The organism is Actinoplanes sp. ATCC 53533 (genome assembly GCF_003947245.1).
This window is the reverse complement of record NZ_QHHV01000055.1, coordinates 104,669-124,316: the sequence shown is the minus strand read 5'-3', so window position 1 is coordinate 124,316 and position 19,648 is coordinate 104,669. Positions and strand designations below refer to the sequence as shown.

Annotated in this window: 15 protein-coding genes; 3 read left to right on the top strand and 12 right to left on the bottom strand. The window is 70.8% G+C overall.

Translation table 11 applies throughout. The features are described from left to right. Nucleotides 1-3: 3 nt before the first annotated feature. The gene (locus tag DMB66_RS19040; RefSeq protein WP_158647278.1) at nucleotides 4-1,752 is read right to left on the bottom strand and encodes an RICIN domain-containing protein; all 1,749 of its coding nucleotides are present in this window, start codon (nucleotides 1,750-1,752) and stop codon (nucleotides 4-6) included. A gap of 270 nt (nucleotides 1,753-2,022) precedes the next feature. Here DMB66_RS19040 and DMB66_RS19035 point away from each other — a divergent pair, with 270 nt between their 5' ends. Both DMB66_RS19035 and DMB66_RS19030 read left to right on the top strand, forming a co-directional pair. Then, nucleotides 2,023-3,459, top strand: a complete 1,437-nt coding sequence (locus DMB66_RS19035; RefSeq protein ID WP_125805439.1) for an alpha/beta hydrolase — start codon at nucleotides 2,023-2,025, stop codon at nucleotides 3,457-3,459. A gap of 92 nt (nucleotides 3,460-3,551) precedes the next feature. Then, complete coding sequence (locus DMB66_RS19030; protein WP_125805438.1) at nucleotides 3,552-3,779, top strand: hypothetical protein; 228 nt, start codon at nucleotides 3,552-3,554, stop codon at nucleotides 3,777-3,779. A gap of 96 nt (nucleotides 3,780-3,875) precedes the next feature. Here DMB66_RS19030 and DMB66_RS19025 read toward each other — a convergent pair whose 3' ends face one another. The 4 genes from DMB66_RS19025 to DMB66_RS19010 form a co-directional block, all read right to left on the bottom strand. Further along, entirely contained in the window at nucleotides 3,876-4,904 is a 1,029-nt protein-coding gene (locus DMB66_RS19025) for a hypothetical protein (protein ID WP_125805437.1), read from the bottom strand. Next, on the bottom strand, nucleotides 4,901-5,230 hold the full coding sequence (locus DMB66_RS19020; protein WP_125805436.1) for a PadR family transcriptional regulator: 330 nt from the start codon (nucleotides 5,228-5,230) through the stop codon (nucleotides 4,901-4,903). Before DMB66_RS19020 ends, DMB66_RS19025 begins: the two co-directional genes overlap by 4 nt. A 67-nt stretch (nucleotides 5,231-5,297) precedes the next feature. Then, complete coding sequence (locus tag DMB66_RS19015; protein WP_125805435.1) at nucleotides 5,298-5,864, bottom strand: Uma2 family endonuclease; 567 nt, start codon at nucleotides 5,862-5,864, stop codon at nucleotides 5,298-5,300. Between the two features lie 194 nt (nucleotides 5,865-6,058). Continuing rightward, nucleotides 6,059-8,269: a hypothetical protein gene (locus DMB66_RS19010; RefSeq protein ID WP_125805434.1), complete on the bottom strand. Its 2,211-nt coding sequence runs from the start codon at nucleotides 8,267-8,269 to the stop codon at nucleotides 6,059-6,061. Nucleotides 8,270-8,438: 169 nt separating this feature from the next. Between DMB66_RS19010 and DMB66_RS19005 the strand changes: the two genes are divergently transcribed. Then, nucleotides 8,439-8,894, top strand: a complete 456-nt coding sequence (locus DMB66_RS19005) for a hypothetical protein (RefSeq protein WP_125805433.1) — start codon at nucleotides 8,439-8,441, stop codon at nucleotides 8,892-8,894. 25 nt (nucleotides 8,895-8,919) lie between these two features. Here DMB66_RS19005 and DMB66_RS19000 read toward each other — a convergent pair whose 3' ends face one another. The 7 genes from DMB66_RS19000 to DMB66_RS18975 all read right to left on the bottom strand — a co-directional run bounded on the left by DMB66_RS19000 (nucleotide 8,920) and on the right by DMB66_RS18975 (nucleotide 19,645). Further along, nucleotides 8,920-9,564, bottom strand: coding sequence for a class F sortase (locus DMB66_RS19000; protein ID WP_199752484.1), 645 nt, complete (start codon nucleotides 9,562-9,564; stop codon nucleotides 8,920-8,922). Nucleotides 9,565-9,567: 3 nt separating this feature from the next. Beyond that, nucleotides 9,568-10,023 carry a hypothetical protein gene (locus DMB66_RS62610; RefSeq protein WP_199752482.1) on the bottom strand — a complete coding sequence of 152 codons (456 nt, stop codon included), beginning with the start codon at nucleotides 10,021-10,023 and terminating at the stop codon, nucleotides 9,568-9,570. Nucleotides 10,024-10,207: 184 nt separating this feature from the next. Continuing rightward, nucleotides 10,208-11,143, bottom strand: a complete 936-nt coding sequence (locus tag DMB66_RS18990) for a pentapeptide repeat-containing protein (RefSeq protein WP_158647277.1) — start codon at nucleotides 11,141-11,143, stop codon at nucleotides 10,208-10,210. 10 nt (nucleotides 11,144-11,153) lie between these two features. After that, nucleotides 11,154-14,228 carry a hypothetical protein gene (locus DMB66_RS61235; protein ID WP_158647276.1) on the bottom strand — a complete coding sequence of 1,025 codons (3,075 nt, stop codon included), beginning with the start codon at nucleotides 14,226-14,228 and terminating at the stop codon, nucleotides 11,154-11,156. Between the two features lie 775 nt (nucleotides 14,229-15,003). After that, nucleotides 15,004-17,127: an ATP-binding protein gene (locus DMB66_RS18985; RefSeq protein WP_125805431.1), complete on the bottom strand. Its 2,124-nt coding sequence runs from the start codon at nucleotides 17,125-17,127 to the stop codon at nucleotides 15,004-15,006. Nucleotides 17,128-17,129: 2 nt separating this feature from the next. Beyond that, nucleotides 17,130-19,073, bottom strand: a complete 1,944-nt coding sequence (locus DMB66_RS18980; RefSeq protein ID WP_125805430.1) for a hypothetical protein — start codon at nucleotides 19,071-19,073, stop codon at nucleotides 17,130-17,132. After that, the gene (locus DMB66_RS18975) at nucleotides 19,070-19,645 is read right to left on the bottom strand and encodes a hypothetical protein (RefSeq protein ID WP_125805429.1); all 576 of its coding nucleotides are present in this window, start codon (nucleotides 19,643-19,645) and stop codon (nucleotides 19,070-19,072) included. The genes DMB66_RS18980 and DMB66_RS18975 overlap by 4 nt, the downstream gene beginning before the upstream one ends. Nucleotides 19,646-19,648 lie beyond the last annotated feature (3 nt).

Genomic DNA, 19,648 nt, shown 5'->3' with positions numbered 1-19,648 from the left:
TGATCACGGCCGCAAGGACCACTGCTGGCAATAGTTGTTCAGCCAGGTCCAGAGCCGGACGTCGGTGCCGTCGGCGCTGTCGCAGTCCGCGACGTCGGCGACCTTGCCGCTGTTCGGATTGACCAGCCGGAACCAGCCGCTGTCGGTGTCGACCGCCTGCCAACGCTCGCAGGCGTTGTTCCACCAGGTGTACTGCTGGATGCTCGCGCCGTCGGCGGTGCCGCACTCGAGAACGTCGAGCGTCTTGTCGCTGTGGGTGTTGACGATGCGGCTGGTGCCGTCGGCGAGCGGCTCGATCCGCCAACGCTGGTTGTTGCCGCCCGTGCAGGTCCACAGCCGGACGTCGGCGCCGTCCGCGGTCGACCAGTTGATGACGTCGAGGCACTTGCCGGTGGCCCGGTTGACCAGTTCGAAGTCGTTCGGCGTGAAGATGAAGCCGAGCTTGTCGACGTCGTCGCCGGACCGGCCGTGGAAGCCGGCGATCTGCCAGCCGGCCGGCGCGGTGATCGTCGTGCAGTCCGACGTGGTGGAGCCCCCGGACAGGCTCCGGCCCAGGCTCGTGGTGAACCTCGCGGAGAAGATCCGGGTGTGGTCGTTGTGCTTCGCCCGGCACAGGTACGCCTGCGTCACGTACTCGGTGCGGCCCAGCGTAAGCGACTGCGCCGAGCCGCCGGTCCCACCGTGGGTGAGCGCCGTGCCGTTGCTCAAAGTCACCCCGACCTGATCGACGCGTTCGCCGGAGCGCAGCGAGATCGAGGTGGTCTGAGCGCCCCACGGCACGCTCGCCACGTCGTTGAAGTAGTCGCCGTGCGGGCCGCCGAACTGGTCGCTGAACCGGTAGGCCGGGTTGGTGGACCAGGAGAGCTTGGCGGTGAGGGGGTAGTGGTCGGACAGCATCAAGCCGGTGCCGTCCTCGAGAAACTTGGCGTGTTCGTTGTTGTAGGAGGTGGCGTCGAGGTTCACGAACCGGCTACCGCGGTAGAGGATCTTGTCCACCACCTCGCAGTCGTTGGTGACCGCGGCGCTGTCACAGACGAGCGCGTCGCTGCCCTTGGCCGGGGCGCTGCCGCCGCGGACGAGCTGGACCCAGGCATCGGTGAGGCCGTTGGTGGCAGCGAACTCGGCGATCGTGTCGCCGGTCCGGGTATAGCGGGTGTTGGTGTCGCCCATGACCACCACGGCGTTGCCGGCCGAGCGGGTCTGGATGAAGGCGGTGAGCTGGCTGAGGTTGGCGGCCCGGGCGGCCAGATCGCCCGGCTCGCTCCCGGCGTCGGTGTGCACGTTGTAGACATCGACCCAGACGCCTTCGGCCAGCCGGACCCGCATGAAGGTGAAACCCTTGGGGGTCAGGCAGTCGCCGCTGCCCGAGTCACAGGAATCCCAGGTGACGCGTTCGAAGTCGTCCCCGTCGTAGTAGTGGCTGGACAGGGTGTTCAGGCCGCTGCCGAAGGGCACGCCGCCGCTGGTGGGGGTGCGGTAGGGATGGCTGTCGGCGGCGTAGAGGAGGGCGTGGTAGTTGAAGTCCTCCTGCACGTTGACGATGTCGTAAGGGCCGAGCCGCTGACCGATCGCGGTGGTGGACGACTCGCGGTCGGTGGCGGCGCTGGACAGGATCTCCGGCAGCCCCGCGATGTTGTAGGTCAGGACGTCGAGCGTGCCGGAGTCCACGGCCAGCGCGGCCGATTGGGGAAGGACGACGGCGGTCAGAGTGAGGGCGGCGGCGGTCAGGACGCCGGCAAGGATTCTTCGCATGGAAGCCTCGGAGTGGGGGTGGGGATGGGATGGGATGGGGCAACACCAGGTCCCTGGATGCGGGCGCCGAAGGATAAGCGGCGCCCCTGAACCCCGGCTGACGGCTGAACACCCGCTGAATGAGCCACCGGCCAGACCACGTGTCGTTCGGCAAGATATTGATTGGCGTCAGCATTTCGCCTAACGTCACCTCGTAGCCGCATGGGCGGATCCGCCGGCGCGATGGACGCGACACCGGCACCGCCCGCGAGGACGACCTCGGGAGGGCTGATGCGACACGTGCCAGGAATCCGACTCCGGTCGGCACTATTGATCTCCGCCGTGGCGATGGCCGCCTTCGGTGTGTCGCCGATGGCCTCGGCCGCCGCCGTGCGCACCGCGGCATCGGCCGCGGTGACCGCCTACTCCGGCTCGCTCCCGAACGGCACCACGTGGAAGGCCGAGATCCCGGCCGCCTGGAACGGCACCCTGCTGTTGTACAGCCACGGCTACCTGCCCACCTTCGCCGGCGTACCGAATCTGCCGGCGAACGCGCCGGATCCCCGGACCGGTGCCGCACTGCTCGCGGCGGGCTACGGCCTGACCGGATCCTCGTACGCGGCGGCCGGATGGGCCCTGAACACGGCGCCACGCGACCAACTGGACACGCTGGCGGCGACGGTCACCGCCATCGGCCGCCGGCCGCACCGAGTCCTGGCCGTCGGCACGTCCATGGGCGGCCTGGTCACGGCGAAGCTGGCCGAGATCGGCCGGGGCAAGATCCACGGTGCACTGTCGACATGCGGCATCGTGGCCGGCGGAGCGGCGCTGGGCAACTACCAGCTCGACGCCGAATTCTCGATCTCGCGGTTGCTCGCCCCGCGGCAGCACATCAAGCTGGCCGGGTACGCGACCGTCAACGAAGCGTTCGCCACCACGTCCGCCCTGGTCGCCGCCGTCACGCAGGGACAGACCACAGCGGCCGGACGGGCCCGGGTCGCCCTGGCATCCGCGCTGTATCACGCTCCGTCGTGGCCGGCGGATCGGCCCGCTCCCGCGCCCGGCGACCACGACGCCATCCAGCTCGGCCAGTACGAGTGGCTGCGGCAGAGCCTGCAGTTCACGACTCCGGCGCGGTTCGACATCGAGACCTCGGTGGGCGGGCAACCGGCCTGGAACAAGGGCGTCGACTACCGGCGGCTCCTGGAGAAGTCCGCCGACCGGGAGACCGTCCGCGCGATGTACCGCAAGGCCGGCCTCGACCTGCGCGCGGAGCTGGACCATCTGACCCGCGATGCGTCCCTGACCGCCGACCCGGTCGCGGTGAGGCGCCTGTTCGCCACGTCCGTGCCCCTCGGCCGGCTCCAGATGCCCGTACTCACCGTCCACACCACAACCGACCAGTTGGTGCCCGTGCAGCAGGAGGACGCATACCGCAACGCCGTCAGCCGCAGCGGCAGGTCCGGGCTGCTGCGGCAGGCCTACGTCGCCCGGCAGGGCCACTGCTCCTTCACCCCGGCCGAGCTCCTGGCCGCGCTGTACGCCCTCGAACACCGGGTCAAGACCGGCCGCTGGGACGCGAAGACCTCTGCCGGCGCGTTGCAACGCGCCGCCCTGCGACTGAACCTCGGCGGCGCCGCATACGTCCCCTACCGGCCCGGCAACCTGCTGCGGGAGTCGTTCAGCGCCAACGACGGCATCCCGTTCGCCTACCCCGGCACCCCGTAGCAACCGGGGAACGGGCGCGCCTTGTGTGGCAGCATCGATATGCTGCCCGGCCGCGTCCGGCCGGATCCCGGCCAACGAGGAGGAACACCGTCATGGCAGTCACCGTGAACCTCAACGCCGTCCTCGACCCGCCCTACCAATCGAGCTCGCTGACCGACCTCGTCGACGCGCCGGTCCATGCGCTGTCCGGCGTCTCCGAGGAGGAGGCCGCCGGGCTGGAGCAGGCGTTCGGCATCAGGACCATCGGCGACCTCGCCGCCAACACGTTCGTCCGCGCGGCCGTCGCCATCACCGAGCTGGCCAAGGTCGCCGCCCCGTAGGCACGGCCGTCGCCGCGCCGCGCTCTCTGCCGACCTGCTTCCGGGCGGCAGGGCGCGGTGCGGCGACTTCCCGGCAGCGCCCAGTCACGAGGGTTGTCAGCCGGCTTCGCCGGCGTCGACGCGTTCGCCGGCCAGCGCGGTGGCCGGGTCGTTGCCCGGTCGGGCGAGGATCGCGGCCACGGCGATCAGCGCGAACCCCCAGATCCACAGGTTCCCGAGGTCGCCGGGGGTGAGCAACGATCCCTCCGCCATGTCCAGCGCGCGCATCACCTCGATCGTGGGGCCGAAGGCGAAGCCGTGGGCGTGCACCAGCTCGCTCATGCGCAGCGGATCAGCCGCGGTCAGGTAGCGCAGCAGCGAGATGATGAAGCCGGCGGCCGAGGGGATCGCCAGCGCCAGCCCGGTCGTGGTGAGGATCGCGCTCCGGCGGGGGCGGCGCGCCGCCTGGATGCGGTGGGCCAGGGCCACGCCGATCAGCCAGCCGGCGGCCAGGCCCAGCAGGGCTCCGGCGACGGTCAGCGGCACGTACGCGGCGGGACGCTGCGGCCAGCCGGAGATGGAGATGACCTGCGCGCCGTTGGCATCCGGGTAGGCGTAGACGTCCAGCTGAACCTCGCCGGTCTGTGCGGTGAAGTGCACGTTGGCCAGGATGCCGTCCGAGCCGTCGCCGGACAGGAGTGGACCGGTCTGCCAGCCCTCGGCGGCCAGCTTCTGGCGGGTCTGTTCGGCGACCTGGTAGGCGTTCGCCCCGCTGGGGAGCGCCCCGGACACGGAGAAGTAGTTGTCCGAGTTGCCCCAGACGGGATCGTCACCGGTCTGCGGCAGGACCCGCTGGCCGAGCGCCCCGGCGTCGGGAAGGACGGCGTAGCCGAAGGTGCCCAGCCAGGAGCCGGCGGCCGCGCCGAGAGCGCCGCCGATGAGCAGGGCCAGAACCGCCGCGATCAGGGCGAGCGGGCGGCGGGTCGGTGGGCGGAACCGTTCGCGAAGGCCGTCGAACACGAGCCATCCCTTCTCAGTGCGGGTCGGGCGGCCGGGACCGGCCATCTCGATCAAGGTCTCGATCAACTCGGCACCATGCTTGCGGCGCAGTCGGGCCGGATACGCCGCCAGCAGCGCCCTGCTCATGCGGCACCTCCGGCGACGCCGGGGCGCAGGCCGAGTTGCGTGTGAGCGGCGGTGGCGCGGCGGCGTAGGCGCTCGGCCTGCTCGGTGAGGGCGGCGGCGCCGCTGTCGCTGAGCCGGTAGTAACGGCGCAGCCGGCCGTCGACGGCCTCTTCGCGGTCGACGACGATCAGGCCCTGCTGGTCGAGCCGGTCGAGCGCGCCGTAGAGCGTGCCGGGGCGCAACTTGACCTCCCCGTCGGAGAGATCGACGACGGACTGGACGATCCCGTACCCGTGCAGCGGGCGGGCCGCGAGCGCGGCCAGGATGAGAAAGGTGGGTTCTTGCACGGCCCAGACAGTACGGCCGACGAGATATAACGTCAACCGACCGATACGGGAGCGGTCTCGAAGGAAATCAGATCCGGCCCAGATCGACCTCGACGAGGAAGGGCGCGGTCAGCTTCACGACGCCGGTGAAGATTTCGCCATCGCGGTAGCGGCCAGTCGCCGGGTCAAGAACGTGCGTGTAGACGATAGGCGCACCAGTGGCGGCCTGCTCAACACGCCAATAGAACTGAATGCCAGCCCTCGCGTACTGATCGGCCTTGACGATCCGGTCGGTCGTCTCCGACCCGGGTGAGACCACCTCGACCACAAGGAGAACATGCTCGGGTCGGGTCGGAGTGACGTCGATGGTCTCCGCCCGGTACACCGTCACGTCAGGACGGCGGTTGTTCAGCGGCACGTCCTGGAGCCGGACATCGAAGTCGATGTCAGCGTTCCACTCCGGGCCCGCGGCAGCATCCAAGGCGTTCGCCAGCAGCCGGGCCAGGCGGTTGTGCCGCTTGGACGCGCTCGGACTCGCCAGGACCATCCCATCCACGATCTCGATGCCCGCACACTGCTCTTCGGTCCACGCCGCGTACCGCTCGGCCGTGACCTGCTCATGCATCCAGGCCGGCACGACCATCTCGACAGTCATACGCACCTCCCGAATGTGATCGGCTTCCGACTTCAAGATAACGGGACTCCGGCGACCAGCAGCCCTCTCACGCGCCTGCGCCGATCGTCCAAGAGCCTCCAAAAACGACTGGGCACCCGGCCGGCGGGACAGCCACCGGGCACGGCACAGCGGCGGCATCGGGAACGATGCCGCCGCTGTGCGAAACGCGATCTCTAGCTGACGAAGGTACGCCGCCGGCGGCGGGCCCGCCAGGTCAGGGCCGCGCCCGCGATGATCAGGGCGAGCGCGACGGAGACCAGCACGGGCACCGGAACGCTGTCGCCGGTGATCGGCAGGCCGCCGTCGTCGTCGCCGCCACCCCCACCGCCGGTCGGCGGGTCGCCGGAGTCGCCGGCCGTCGGCTTGGCCCTGGTGTTGCCGCCGAGCAGCAGCAGGTCGTCGCGCTCGGCGTCGTCGGTCATGGTCCGCACCGACGTCCTCGTGCTCCGCGGCAGGTACTGGTGCTTCGCCGTGAACTGCTGCTTCGACACGTTCTTCTTGGGCGACTTGGAGAAGTCGACGCCGCCCATCGTGTAGATGTAGACCCGCCCGCCGGCCTCCCACTCGAATTCGTAGTCGCCGTCGCGGAACGACTTGAGGTATCGCTGCCAGGTCTCGTTGAAGTCCCACTTCTCGCCGCGGATCGGCCACTTCGACGCGTCGCCGCTGTTGATGATCTTGTGATAGTCGGTGGCCTTGTTCGCGTCCTGCAGCCGGATCCATTCCGCCGCTACCCGGGACGTGTAGACACGGCGCAGGTCGGCGTACGCGGGATCTTGATTGATCTTCTTCTCGACCGCCGGAACGATCAGCTCTTCGACGACCTTCTGGTTGTGCTCGATCTGCGCCTTGGTGGGCTCGCACGGGTCGCCGGGCAGGTCGAGGTCGAACTCCTGCGGCACCGAGTTGACCTTGAGCGGGGCGTCCAGAATGTAGACGCCGCCGTCCTGCTCACGCACCTGCGCGGGCTCCGGCTCGATCCAGTTGCGGATGCCGTGCAGGCAGGGCAGCCCGTCGGTCAACTGGTTCTCGTCCCAGAACTTCCTGCCCAGTTCGGTCTTCGGGTTCATGGCCGCGGCGAAGTCGTGCTTCATCGCCAGGTCGGCCTCGAGCAGCACGCGCCCGGCGTCGGTCTTGCCGAACTCGGCGTCCATCACCCGCTGCGGCTCGTCCGGGTTGAGGTTCACCCAGAATTTCTCCGGCGTCAGCGCCAGCCAGGTGAAGAACGAGTCGGAGATCAGCTGGGCCTTCTCCTGGCCGCCGAAGCCGGGGTTGGTGTCCGGGTCGGGCATCTTCTCGGCGGTGAACGAGTAGTCCAGGCCCTCGCCCTTGACCGGGGCGCCGACGAACCGCAGCTCGAGGGTGGAGAAGTCGACGCCGCCGGGGCCGCGCAGGCGCTGGCCGGTGGCGTCGCCCTGCCGGATGCGCTCGATCTGCTGGCGCATCGTCTCCGGGGTCGGCTTCGACTGGTTGAGCATGTCGTTGAGGCCGCCGCGCGAGCCGGAGTTCGCCTGCGGGTTCGGGTTCAGCGTCGGGTCGAACTTGGTGTGCGGGCCGGGGGTGAACCGCACGACCGGGGTGGAGCGGTGCTGGTAGACGGTGACCCGGGACTTGCCGTCCGGGTGCTGTCCGGCGGCGGCGCCGAGCTCACGCAGCTTGGTGGTGGTGCGGCCCTCCGGCTCCTGGCCGTAGACGTAGCGCAGCGAATAGTCCTTGAACCGCGGGTCCTTGAGCACCTGGCGGTCGTTGGGCAGCTGCTTGTCGACGATCCCGCCACCCGACTTGATCTCGACGAACTCCTTGGTCCTCTGGTTGACCGCGTCGTACCGGCGGATGACCTTGCCGTTCGCGTCCTTGACCTCGACCTCGCAGAGCCAGTCCGGGCCGATCAGGTTCAGGTCTTGGACGACCTTCTTGTGAAAGGCCTCGCCGCGCGTGCGGCGGGCGGCGTTGTCGATGTACGCGTCGTTGAGCCAGTCCTGGAACGTGCCCTTGTAGGGGTTCGAGCCGCTCTGCCGGTTGTTGTAGCTGGCGTAGACCTTGCGCGGGTCGCCCTCTTGCCACTTCGTCGAGTCGGTGCCGGCATCCGCGAGGTCCTTGGCCGTGGGCGCCACCAGCCCGTCCATCGACTGCCGCTGGTTCACGTAGTCGTACGTGTCCCACGCCGACTTGATCCGGCTGGCGTCACCGACCGGCAGCGTCCCCGGTTTCGACGGGTTTCCGGTCAGCTTGAACTTCACGTCGCAGCGCTTGCCGGTAAGCGTGAGCGGCGCCGCCGCCGCGGCGACGGGCACGGCGCCCGCGGACAACAGGACGGCGCAGACGGCCGCGACCAGGCCACGGAACAGCAGGTGCGCACGGAGCCGGACTCTGGGGTAGCTCATGTAGATCCCCATCCAGGGAAGGAAACGCCGGTGCCTCCCCGTTTGTCGTCGTCTGGTCCCCGGCGCCGTGTGGCACCATATGGAACGGAACCGTATCGGCGCATCCCGATACCATCGATCGACGACTATGGGTATCTTTTCGTTATCAAGCGCTGAGTGGAGACCAGGCATGAGCGACTGGGCCGACAACCCACGGCTGAACACCTGGTTGGCGACCCAGCAAACGGCCTTTCCGGTCTGGTCCCGGGAGACCGGGCAGGCGTGGGACTTCACCGTGGATTCCCTGGACCGCCTGGAGCGGCTGCTGCGTGAACGGTTCGCCGGCTGGGACGACCTGCTCGCGGCCGAGGAGGCCGAGCAGCCCGCTGTCATGGTGCCGGGTTGGTACCTCGGCGAGGTGCTCAACCGCAATTACGGCACCAGGTGGCACCGCAACCCGGTCGAGCCCACCCACCCCGACCAGCCGAGGACCCCGTTCGTCCAGCTACCGGAGGACCCCGGAGCGGAATACGAGGACGAGGACGACATCCCGCCGGTCTGCAACCCGTTCACCGAGATCCGCGGCCTGTTCGTCCGCGGACCCGACGACCACCTGCGAGACGCCGTCACCCGATACCAGCGGTAGGTCACCGTTCCCGGGCGAGTTCGAGTCAACGCGCCGACACGATGATGTTGTCGCGGTAGGCACGGCGGACCCGGTCGAAGGATCCGCCACAAGTGACCAGGCGCAGCGCCGGATAGGCGGTCGGGCCGTAGACCAGGCTGGTAGGAAACTGCGACTTCGGATACCGGGCCACGCCGGTCACCGTGAACCGGGCCACCGTGCCGTCCGCCCGAAGGACAGAGATCCGGTCACCCGTTCGGAGCGTGCCCAGCAGATAGAAGACGGCGGGACCGTCACGCGCCGAGTCGACGTGGCCGAGGATCACCGCGGCGCCGGTCTCACCCGGGACCACCGAGTTCTCGTACCAGCCGGCGGGGGCGTCGCTCTCCAACGGCGGGACCTCGACCGTGCCGTCGGGTTTCAGCCCCAGTCGAGCCAGGTCGGTGTGCACCCCGATCCTCGGAATGTCGAGGCGGATCGGGAGCGAACGGGCCGGCGTCGGCGCGGGCAGGTGCGATGGGGACAGACCGGGTGCGGGGACCGACTCCCGCACGCCGGCCGGCGCCGCGGGATCCGCCTGCCGGACGGGGGCGGAATGAGGCTGGGCGATGCCGACGGCGGTCAAGGTCGTGCCCACTAGCGCGAGGGCGGCGGCCAGGGCCGCCACCCTCGGACGCGGGATGCGACGCACTCGTCAGCGATCCGCCGGCCGGCGGCGGAAGGCGAACACACCGGCGAGCAAGGCGGCGAGCAGAGTGATCAGACCGGCCACCAGAACGCCCGGGATGCCACCGTCGGCGGTGCTGCCACCGCCCGTGTCGGGCCCGCCCTTCGGCGGAGCCGTCGTGGGTTCACTGTTGACCGGCGTCGTCGGCGTCGTGGGCGGTGTGGTCGTGGGTGTGGTGGGTGGCGGCGTGGTCGGCGGCGGCGTGGTGGGCGTGGTGGTGGTCGGCACGGTCGTCGGGGGGTCGGTGACCTTTGTGGGCGTGGGCGGGCTGCTCGTGGAGCCGCCGACCGGGGTGGTGCCCCCGTCGCCGCAGAACGCGAGCAGCAGCAGAATCAGAATGATGATCGCGACAAGAGCGGCCCAGAGAAAGCCGAGCCGACGACGCCGGTAACCCCGAGTCTGCGCCGGAGTGCTGTCAGACATTGCCTCTGCCTCCTGATGTAGTAATCGGATTCCGTCCACTCAGCCGACAGCGGGTTCCGGAACGGCGAGCAGCACGTCGAGATAACAGCGACCGCGGTCGAACCCGGCCAGTAGCGGCACAATGGACTCGTGGGCCCACCCCGCGAGATCCGGACGCTGGGACGCATCGGGGCGTGCCGTGGTATCAGGCGTTCCCGGCGCATTCCGCGTCAAGCTCGATCAGGATGTCGGCTACCTCGTTTCGTTCCGCGTCCGTCGTGCCCAGTTCGTCTCGGTGCCAGATCCCGATCTTGCGGTCGGGGTGCGCCCACCGGATCTGATTGGCGAGGACCGCGGCGAACGCGTGGGTTCCCGACAGGCTGTCCATACCGCGTTCGAGCACGCAGCGATAGTTGCGCACAACAACATGGCCGTCGCCACTGGGCAAGGTCACTCGCTCAAGCGAAAGCTGCCGGAACTCCACATCGTGCAGCTCCGCGCCGCCGAAGTCGACGTCTTGCATCGGATTCTCGGTAGTCACCTCACTATCCGGCGGCTTCCGCCAAAATATGATCTCGCGCAGCACACCAGCGAAGGTGCACCGTACGAAGCTAGACGCATCGAAGTCTATGCCGGCAAGCTCGGCCTGCGAGAAATCGACGTCGATAAACTCGGCGACCGAACACACAATGCCCCGCAGATCAGCGCCGACAAAACTCGTGGCTTCGTAGCGGTCCCCTATCCCGTCTTCCCAACCGCCCAGCACGGCATCCCTCAGGCCGGCGCCATCGAATGAACAACGGTACAACTTCGTAGCCCACAACCCGAGGTCATCGAATCGGACTCGGTCGAATCTGCAGTTGTCGACAGTGGCGCCGAAGAAGCGCAGATCCGTCAGCCTGCTTCCGGAAAAGTCGATGCCTTCGAGGCGCACCCCGTCGAACGTCAGATCTCCGGCCGACTTGCTTTCCGCGTCTGACTTCGACAGCCGGGATGCGACCGCGTCCGGCGACGGACTCGTGATGCCTCTGAGGTCCACTCGGCCATCGACGTCGGACAGACCCAGATCATCGAGGGACCGGCCCGTCAACAGCCTCGCAAAGATTTCGACGATATTCTCATGGCTCCGGGCCTCTGCCACTCTGAACCTCCTATGGCTTCCTCGCTGCGCGCACCTGCTCGTTGAATTCCTTAACATATTCCGAGTAGGACATCGGACTGTAGAGCAACGCCAAGGCCTCCACGCCGAAGTCCGGAGCATAGGCCGCCAAGTGAGCGGACCAACTGTTGCTCGTGGTGACGTCGCCCCACCACAGTCTCGACGCCTCGTACACGTCGGGCACCCGGGAGCCCTGCGGTAGGCCTCGCGGAGAAACCTGCACCTTCGCCCGCTTGAGGGACCCGTCGGCCGCCACCTTGGTCTTGAACGCACTGTCGATCTGAGTGCCCTGATGCTGGAAGAACCGAACGTACCACGGAGCCTTTTTGTCCTTTGTCGACTTCTTCGAGCCATCCTTCTTCTGGGCTTCTTCGGCTATTCGCCCCTGCTCGACGTCACGAATCTGCGGATCGCTCAAGCCCTTGCTCTTGAAGGAAGCAACCGCAGAGCGCTGGTGTTTGCGCAGGGCGGCTTCGACCTTTGGGGTCCACTTCGCGGGTACCAGAAGATCCCCACGTGTGAACGTCTGACCGTAGCTGGCGATCGCGGCGTCCAGCGAGGTGAAGGCTGCCTTGCTCGTTTGCAGGTGCGCCTTCCTGTCAGCGGCCTTGGTGGCGGCCTTCGCACGCCCCGCGGCCTTCTCCGCCTTGCCGGAGAGTTGCACGATCCCGCGCAGCGCGGCAACCTCAGCCTTGCTGGCAGGCTTTCCCTTCAAGGTCACGATGATCGCCTTGCACTTGTCGATCACGCGGCCAGGGACACTCGCCATGGTCAGTTCCCCGGACTGAGTCAGCCGGAGGGTGTGCTTCTGATCGACCATCGGCACCTTGGCCGAAAGCTCCGGTATGGGCCCACCGGGCGCTTCCTCCTTCTTCGCCTTCTTTCCCTTCCTCGTGAACCTCGACGCGATCTTCGCCCAGGCTTTCTTGATGAGGGTGACGATCTTGTTGATGACCCAGTCGAGGGCTCGGCCCACCTGCTTGGCGAGCTTCTCGACGAACTTCTTCACCCGGCCCGGGATTCCGCCCAGGCCGAGGACCGCCGCCAGCACGCCGATCAGGACCGGGATCGATCTGGCCAGGGCCTTCTCGATCAGGGCCGGCACTCCGCCCGAGCCGCCCTTGGCGATTGCGATGATCGCGTCCAGGACCGCGTTGACGAAGTCGATGATCTGGCGGCCGCGCTCCACGATGAACCGGACGATGTCGATGATCAGTTTCACCGCTCGGATGAAGGCGGACGCCGGGTTGAGCAGCGACAGGATCCAGGTGATGCCGGCCTCGATCACCGTGGGCACGATGAACTCGGCGATGTTGTCGAAGAGGTTCTTCTTGAGGTCGCCGACCCTGGTCTTGACGTCGTCCCAGACCGCGCCGACGCCGTCCTTGGTGATGCGGACCAGGATGGGCACGGCCTGCTCGACGTGGCCGATCGCCTGTTGCACCGGCTTCGGGAGCTTCTTCATGATCCGGGCCCGGATCGCCTGGACGGTGAGGCCCAGCATGCTCGCCAGCATCAGCGCCAGGCTCCTGGCGTCGAGCTTCGCCGGCAGTTGGATGCCGGCCTGGGCCGCCGCGCCGAGCAGCCAGCCGAGCAGGCCGTCCAGCAGGTGCTTCCAGATGTTGCCGAGGAACTGCTTGAGTCCGGCGCCGACCGCGGAGACCAGGTTGCGCAGGAAGCCGATCGGGTCCTTGAGGATCAGCATGACCGCCTGCGCGGCCTTCGCCAGCACGCCGAGCAGCAGGTTCTTCAGCTCGAGGATGGCCTTGATCACGCCCTTGACGGCGTCGACGGCCTTGGCGACCAGGCCCTTGTTCTTCTCCTTCTCGGCGGCGATCTCGTCGTCGACCGCCTTGAGCGCGTCGGTGTACTTGGTCGCCAGGGTGTCGACCAGTTCGGTGCCCTTGTCGTCGACGGACTGCTGCAGGTCGTCGAAGCGGCCGGCGAAGTCCGCCGCGGCCTCGCGGGCGATCGCCTTCTGGTCCGCGGGCAGCTTGGTGATCGCCGTCTGGAGTTCGGTGCGGCCCTGGGCGATGCGCTGCTTGGCGCGGCCCAGCTCGGTCGCGATGAGGTCGGCGACGTCCGCGATGACCTGACGCATGCCGCGTAGATAGCCTTCGCGGGCGCGTACGAAGATGTTGTCGGCTTCCTTCGGCAGGCCGAGCAGTTTGTCCCGGCCCCAGCGATACCAGCCGAGCTTCCCGCTGTACCGCCGGTCCTTGTACGCCTCCATCTCCCGCTTGTGCTCGGCGGTGAAGGCGTCGCGGACCTCCTTCTCCCGTTCGGTGAACTTGGTGTCGACCTTCTCGTCGAGGCCGGTCAGAATCTCCTCGACGTCCTTCTTCGTCGCGTCGAAGACCCTTTGCAGCAGGGCCATGACGGCGGCCTGCTTCGCCTCGTCGGTGGTCTGTGCCTTGGTCTTGCCGCCGGTGACCTCCTGGCCCGTGGCACGCCGGGCCGCGGCGAGCCCCGCCATGCCCTCGGCTCCGGTCTTCCCGGCTGCGGCGGTGGCTGCGTTCAGGGTGGTGCGCTCGTTGGCGCGTACCTTGCCGGGTGCCTCGGCGGAGTGCTGGGCGACCGTCTTGCGCTGGTCCAGAGCGCCGGTGAACTGGGGCTCGTTGGACTTGACCAGTTGCGGTTCGGTGATCTGAGCGTCGGCCATCTGGGCGTCGATCTGCCGGGGGCCGGCGGAGAAGTCAGTCGCGGCGGGCGGGGCGGGATCGGGCACCGCGAGGCGCGGGTCCGGGCGGGCGGGTGCGCCCGGCGGGCGGTCCGGTGCCAGGGGTACGACCTGCTTGTCGACCACCTTGGACGTGTCCGGCCCGGCCGCTGTGGTGGTGGCGATCTCCCCCGCCGAGGTGGCCTTGCCGGTCTGCACCTGGCCCTGCACCTCGGCCTTGGCTTCGGCCGCCTTGCCGGAGTCGGCGAACTCGTCGGCCTCCTCCAGGTTCTGCGGTGCCCGCTTGGCGATCGCCTCCTCGACGGCCCGGATGAACGCGTTCTTGTCGAACTCGCGCGGCTTCGCGGCGTCCATGTTGTCGGCCTGGGCGGCCTTGCCCTCGGCCACCCGGTGGTCGTCGGGCTGACGGGCGGCAGCGCCGGCGGCGCCCGCCTCGGCCTCGGCGGGCGGGTGACCTGGCGCCGATCCGCCGCTTCTTGGCTTTGACGTCCTTGGCGAGCGCACGGAACTTCGGATCCGACCCGGGACCGCCCCGCTGCCCGGCCGGAGCCGCACCATCGGCAGCCGGGGAGGCGGCAGCGGAAGAAGCGGCAGCGGAAGAGGCCGCAGCCGAGGAAGCAACCGGGGAAGCGGCAGCGGAACGGGCCGAGGACGAGGATTCGACCCGGGAGGCGGCAGCAGGGGAAGCAGCAGCGGAGGCTTCCCCAGCCCGGACCGGTGTGGCCGCGGCAGCGGAAACCGGCCCGGCCGCGGAACTCGCGACGCTGCCGGGCGGGCCCGAGCCGGCCCCGGCCGGCAACGGCGGGGCCGCGAGAGCGGCCGATGCGGGACCCGAGAGGACGGAGGCGGAAGAGTCCGGCCCGCCGCGCGACGGCAGACCAAGCGACGGTACGGCCGAAACCGCCGCCCGGGCAGCCGGAGCCCCACCGGACAACCGCCGCCCCGCATCCGCGACCGCCGCACCCGGCGGCAACGCCTGCAGCATCGACGCGACGGCCGAGTTGCCGGCTACCGGTCGCATCCCGGGCCCGGCCGAGCCACGTCCCGCCGGCCGGGCCCGGACCGGCTCGGCCGCCCGCACCGGGGCACGTTTGCGCGCCGGGGCGACCGTCGCCGCCGGACGGGGTCCGGGCATCCGCGTCTTCGCCGGCGGGGGCACGGCTCAGCTCCGTCCCTGCTTGGCGTGCCCCTCCAGGAGGCTCGCGTACGCGCCGAGGTCGCTCTGGCGCAGCAGCCTGGCCTCGCGCTGATACTGCCGGGCCACCCCGGCGACCACATCGCGCATGGTGATCGCGCGCCCGTCGTCGTCCGCCGCGATCAGCGCCGCGTTGCGGGCCGCCGAGGAGATTCCCGCGCCGGTCATGTCGAGCCGTGCGAGGGCCTCCATGTCCACGTCCGGGGCGACGGGTGCCTCCGGCGGAAACGCGCCGTCCCACAGCCGCAGCCGCTCCGCGTGGCCGGGACGCACGAAGTTGACGACGAAGTGGAACCGCCGGGTGAACGCGACGTCGATGTTCTCCTGCAAGTTGCTGGCGAGCACGACCAGCGCGTCGCTGGCTTCGAGCCGTTGCAGCAGATAGCCGACCTCGAGGTTGGCGTACCGGTCGGTGCCGTGCCGGACGTCGCCGCGCTTGCCGAAGAGCGAGTCGGCCTCGTCGAAGAACATCAGCGCCTGGCTCTCCTCGGCCTGGCGGAACACCGTTTCCAGGTTCTTCTCCGTCTCGCCGACCCATTTGGAGACGAGCTGGGAGAGGTCGACCTTGAGCAGGTCGAGGCCGAGGAGCCCGGCGATGATCTCGGCGGTCAGCGTCTTGCCGGTGCCGGGCTCGCCGGTGAAGAGCGCCTTGACGCCCGCGTCGCTGGTGCGCCGCCCGAAGCCCCACGCCTCGGCCACCCGGGGCCAGGCCCGGAACGCCGCGGCTATCTCCAGCACCCGGCGGTACTGCTCCGGCGGCAGGACCAGGTCGTCCAGGGTGCGCCGCGGGGCTACCGCGCGCGCGTACGCCGAGGAATGCCCGCGGGTGACGGCGGCGAGCGCCGGCGGCAGGTGGTTCTCGATCCGGTCCGGGCGGCCGTTGCCCGCGAAGTGGGCGCCGGTCTCGGCCACCGCGGCGACCGCGCGCAGTTCGTCGCCGCTCATCCGGTACCGGACCGCGAGGTCGGTCACCAGGTCGGCGGCGAGCTGCGGCAGGGCTGCGGACCACGCGGCGCGGCGCTGCCGGTGGTCGGGCGCGGGCAGGGTGGTCTCGGCGTACGCGCGGCAGGTGAGCAGGGGCACCGGTCGCCAGGGCACGGCTCCGCTGACGATCACGGGCAGGCGGGTAAGGGTGAGGAGTTCGACGATCGCCGCCTCGGCCGGGCCGTCCCGCACCTCGTCGGCGGCGATCCAGACCACGGCGCGCAGGGCGGCGGCGGTCCGGGCGGCGGCCGCGAGCCGGGCGGTCAGGGCGCCGGGCGGGTCGTCGGGCACGTACCCGGCGGGCAGGGTCCGCAGTGGCCGGCCGGCCGCCGCGGCGACGGCCAGGGCGGCGTCGCGCTGGGTGGCCGCGGCGCCCCACATGCCGATCAGGTTCAGGCGTCCGTCGGCGACGGCCGGGCCGAGCCGGTCGGGTACGGCCGGGTCCAGGTTCGCCGGCGGGGCCCAGCCCGGCGGCGCGAGCACCTCGCCGGGGTCGCGGGCCACCAGGTCGAGGTCGCCGGACCAGCCGAGCAGCAGGTCCAGCACGCCGTCGCCGAGCCGGAACTCCTGGCCGGGGCGGGACGTGTCGCCGGGCAGCGCGCGCAGCAGACCGTACCGGCGCAGCGGCGCGAACTCGGCGAGCAGCCGCGGCACGGCGAGGCCGCCGCCGAGAGTCGCGGCGAGGAGTTCGGCGCTGGGGGCGCGCCGGTTCAGGTCGTCCACCACGTACGCGAAGATCCGCTCGTACGCCGCATCGAGATCGGGCAGGGCAACCAGCAGGAGCAGGTCCTGCTCGGCCCGGCACAGCCGGAGCCGGGCCGCGAGCGCGTCGAGCGGCAGCGCGTATCCGATCGCAGCCGCCGCGCGCCGCACGTCACGTTCCTCGCCGGAGACCTCACCGGGCGAGAAGCCGACCGGAGCCGCCGCGTCCACCTGGTCGAGGAGGGCCGCCACCTGCTCGTCGGTGACGCAGAACGGGGTCAGGTCGGGACGGCTGAGCCGGGCGGCCGACTGGCCGCGCCGGTCGGCGGCGGCGCGCAGTGCGCGGTGCAGCGGCCCCAGCCGGATCCGCAGCTGGGCGTGGGCGAGGTCGGACCGCTCGGGCATGGCTACCCTCCGCTGAAGCGCAGTGTGCGACCGCCCAGCCAGAACGCCCCGGGCACGTCGGCGAGCAGGCCACAGCGGTCGAGGTCGGCGTGCCGCCGGCCAAGGGGCAGCCGGACGCGCACCTCGTCCGGCGTATGGGTGACGACCGCGCTGAGATCGCCGAAGCGTTCCGCGGCCAGCGTCGCCTCGGTGGGCTCGCGGTCCCGCCAGAGCTGCCAGGCGATGGTGGCGAGGCCGATGCCGGCGGCGAGCGTGACGGTGCGTTGCAGTGGCCCGCCGTGGTCCAGGGGGACGGCAGCGCGGGCGGCGGCGTCGGCCATCTGCCGGTCGAGGGTCTCCGCCAGCAGTCCGAAGTCGACGTCGGCGGGCGGTTCGGCGGCGGGGTCCGTGGCCCAGAGCCGGCGCCGCCCGGGAAGCCGGTGCCACCGTTCGCCCCGGCTGGGTGGGAACGCGGCGCAGAGGGCTACGCCCGCGGCGGCCAAGGCCCGGGCGGGTGCCGTGCCGAGCGCCGGGCCGGCGATCAGGGTGAGTGGTCGTCCGGCCGCCCGCCAGCCCGGCACCAGGCCGTCCGCGCCGGTGGTCCAGGCGATCGGGAACGCCCCGTCCGCCTCGGCGAGCAGCAGCCCGTCCCCGTGCCCGGCGGCGACGCGGGTCACCACCAGCGGGCGGCCGGGTTCGTGGCCGGCCGCCACGGCGAGACCGAGCAGCGCGTCGATCAGCGGCAACGCCGTCCGGGCGCGGCGGGCGAAAGCGGCGAGGTCCGGCTCGGGCCGTCCGGCCGCGAGCCCGGCGAAGGCGGCCGCGTCGTGCCGGTCGGTGGGTGGGCGGCGCCAGCCGCGTTCCAGCGGGCCGAGGGCCTGGTAGGCCAGCGCGGTCGCGAGCAGCGGGGCGTCGGCGGCGAGGCCGGCGGTGGTCAGGGCGGTGCCGATGCGGTCGAGGACGCCGATCCGTGCCAGGGCGGCGGCGACCAGGAAGGGCACGGCGGACCGGACCTCGACGGTGCCGAGCCGCACCGGCGGGGCGTCGTGGGGCGCGGTGGTGGTGGCTTCGGCGGGTGGGCCGTACCGGCTGGTCAGCGCCGCGGCGAGGGCCCGGCCGTCCGGAGTGTCGGCGGGGAGCGCCGCGGCGTCGGCCAGCCGTCGCCGCGCGGTGCCGTGGGCAGTGACCGGTTTCCCGCCGTCGGGTAGCGCCTGCGGTGCGGGCGCGGCCACGACGGCGACGTCCTTGTCCGGGTGGGATCCTGCCGGCTCGGGCGCGGTGCCGGTCGCAGGATCGGTGGCAGCGCCGGTCGCCGCCCGGGGCACGGCCGGCGGGCCGGCTTCCGGGTGAGCCGGTTCGGGGTGGACGCCGCCGAGCACCGCGGCGTAGTGGCTCAGCGTCTGCTCCGGCAGCAGGTCGAGCAGTTCGGCCAGGTTGCCCTGGGCGCGGATCTCGGCGAGCAGCCGGGCCAGCGCCACCGCGGGCGGCAGGTCCGCGAACGACGTCGCTCCCGCCCCGGCGGCCTCGTCGTCGCGGCCCGAGCGGGCCGGGGTGATCCCGCCGTCCGGGTCGTGGAGCACCTGGTACGCCGGGCCGGGGCCGGCAGGTGCCCGCGCGGCGCCGCCCGGCCACTGCGCGAACGTCGGCGTGTGGGGACTTTCCACGAACACCGTGGTCGGGCCCGGGCCGGGCCGGGAGGCGTGCAGAGCGGCCGCGGCGAGCACCGGCCATCGGCCCGGCGCAGCGCGCAGGGTCGCGGCGGAGACCGGGACCACGATCGTCACCGGTTCGGTGATCTCCACGTCCTCGCCGCCGGCCGGCTCGCCGGCGTACCGGGCGGCGATCAGGTCGGCGACCGCCTGGACGATCGCGGGCGGCAGGTCCCGGGGGTGCGGACCCCAGCTCCATCCGCCGCGGCGCAGCACCCGCACGACGCAGCGCTCGACGAGGATCGTCGGCTCGGTCACGACGTCGCCCGCAGGGCTTCGAGCCGGCCGTGCCAGCCCGCGGCCAGGGTGAGCACCGTGTACCAGGCGTCCGCTTTCAGCGCGACGCCGATCGTGGTCAGCTTGCGACCGGCGAAGACCTGGCCGACGAGGGTGATCTCGGTGACCTCGCCGGTGAGGGTCTGATCGCCGTCGCTTCCGGCGAGAACCACCAGCACCGGGGTGGGCTGGGCGGTCGAGGTGCGGTCCAGGGTGATATTGATGCCGGTGGTCTTGAGCTCGACCGGCTTGCTGCCGGCCTTCCACGGGCTGAGCGGCGCCGGGGTACGGCCCGGGCCGATCCCGAACGCCATCGGGTCGTCCAGCAGCCCCGCCACCCGCTCGGCGGCGGCCGTGGCGAGTTGCTCGGCCGGCACGAGCACCCGGGGCGCCTGCTCCGTGCCCCCGCCGTCGTCGGCTGCCCGGCCCAGGCGCAGCGGGAGCGCGGCCCCGACCAGCCGGTCCCGCGACGCCGGGGGGCCCGGCGGCCCGGTCAGGTCGATCGCGCCGAGGATGTGCTTGGTCAGCGTCGTGTGGACGACCGTGACGCCCATCGG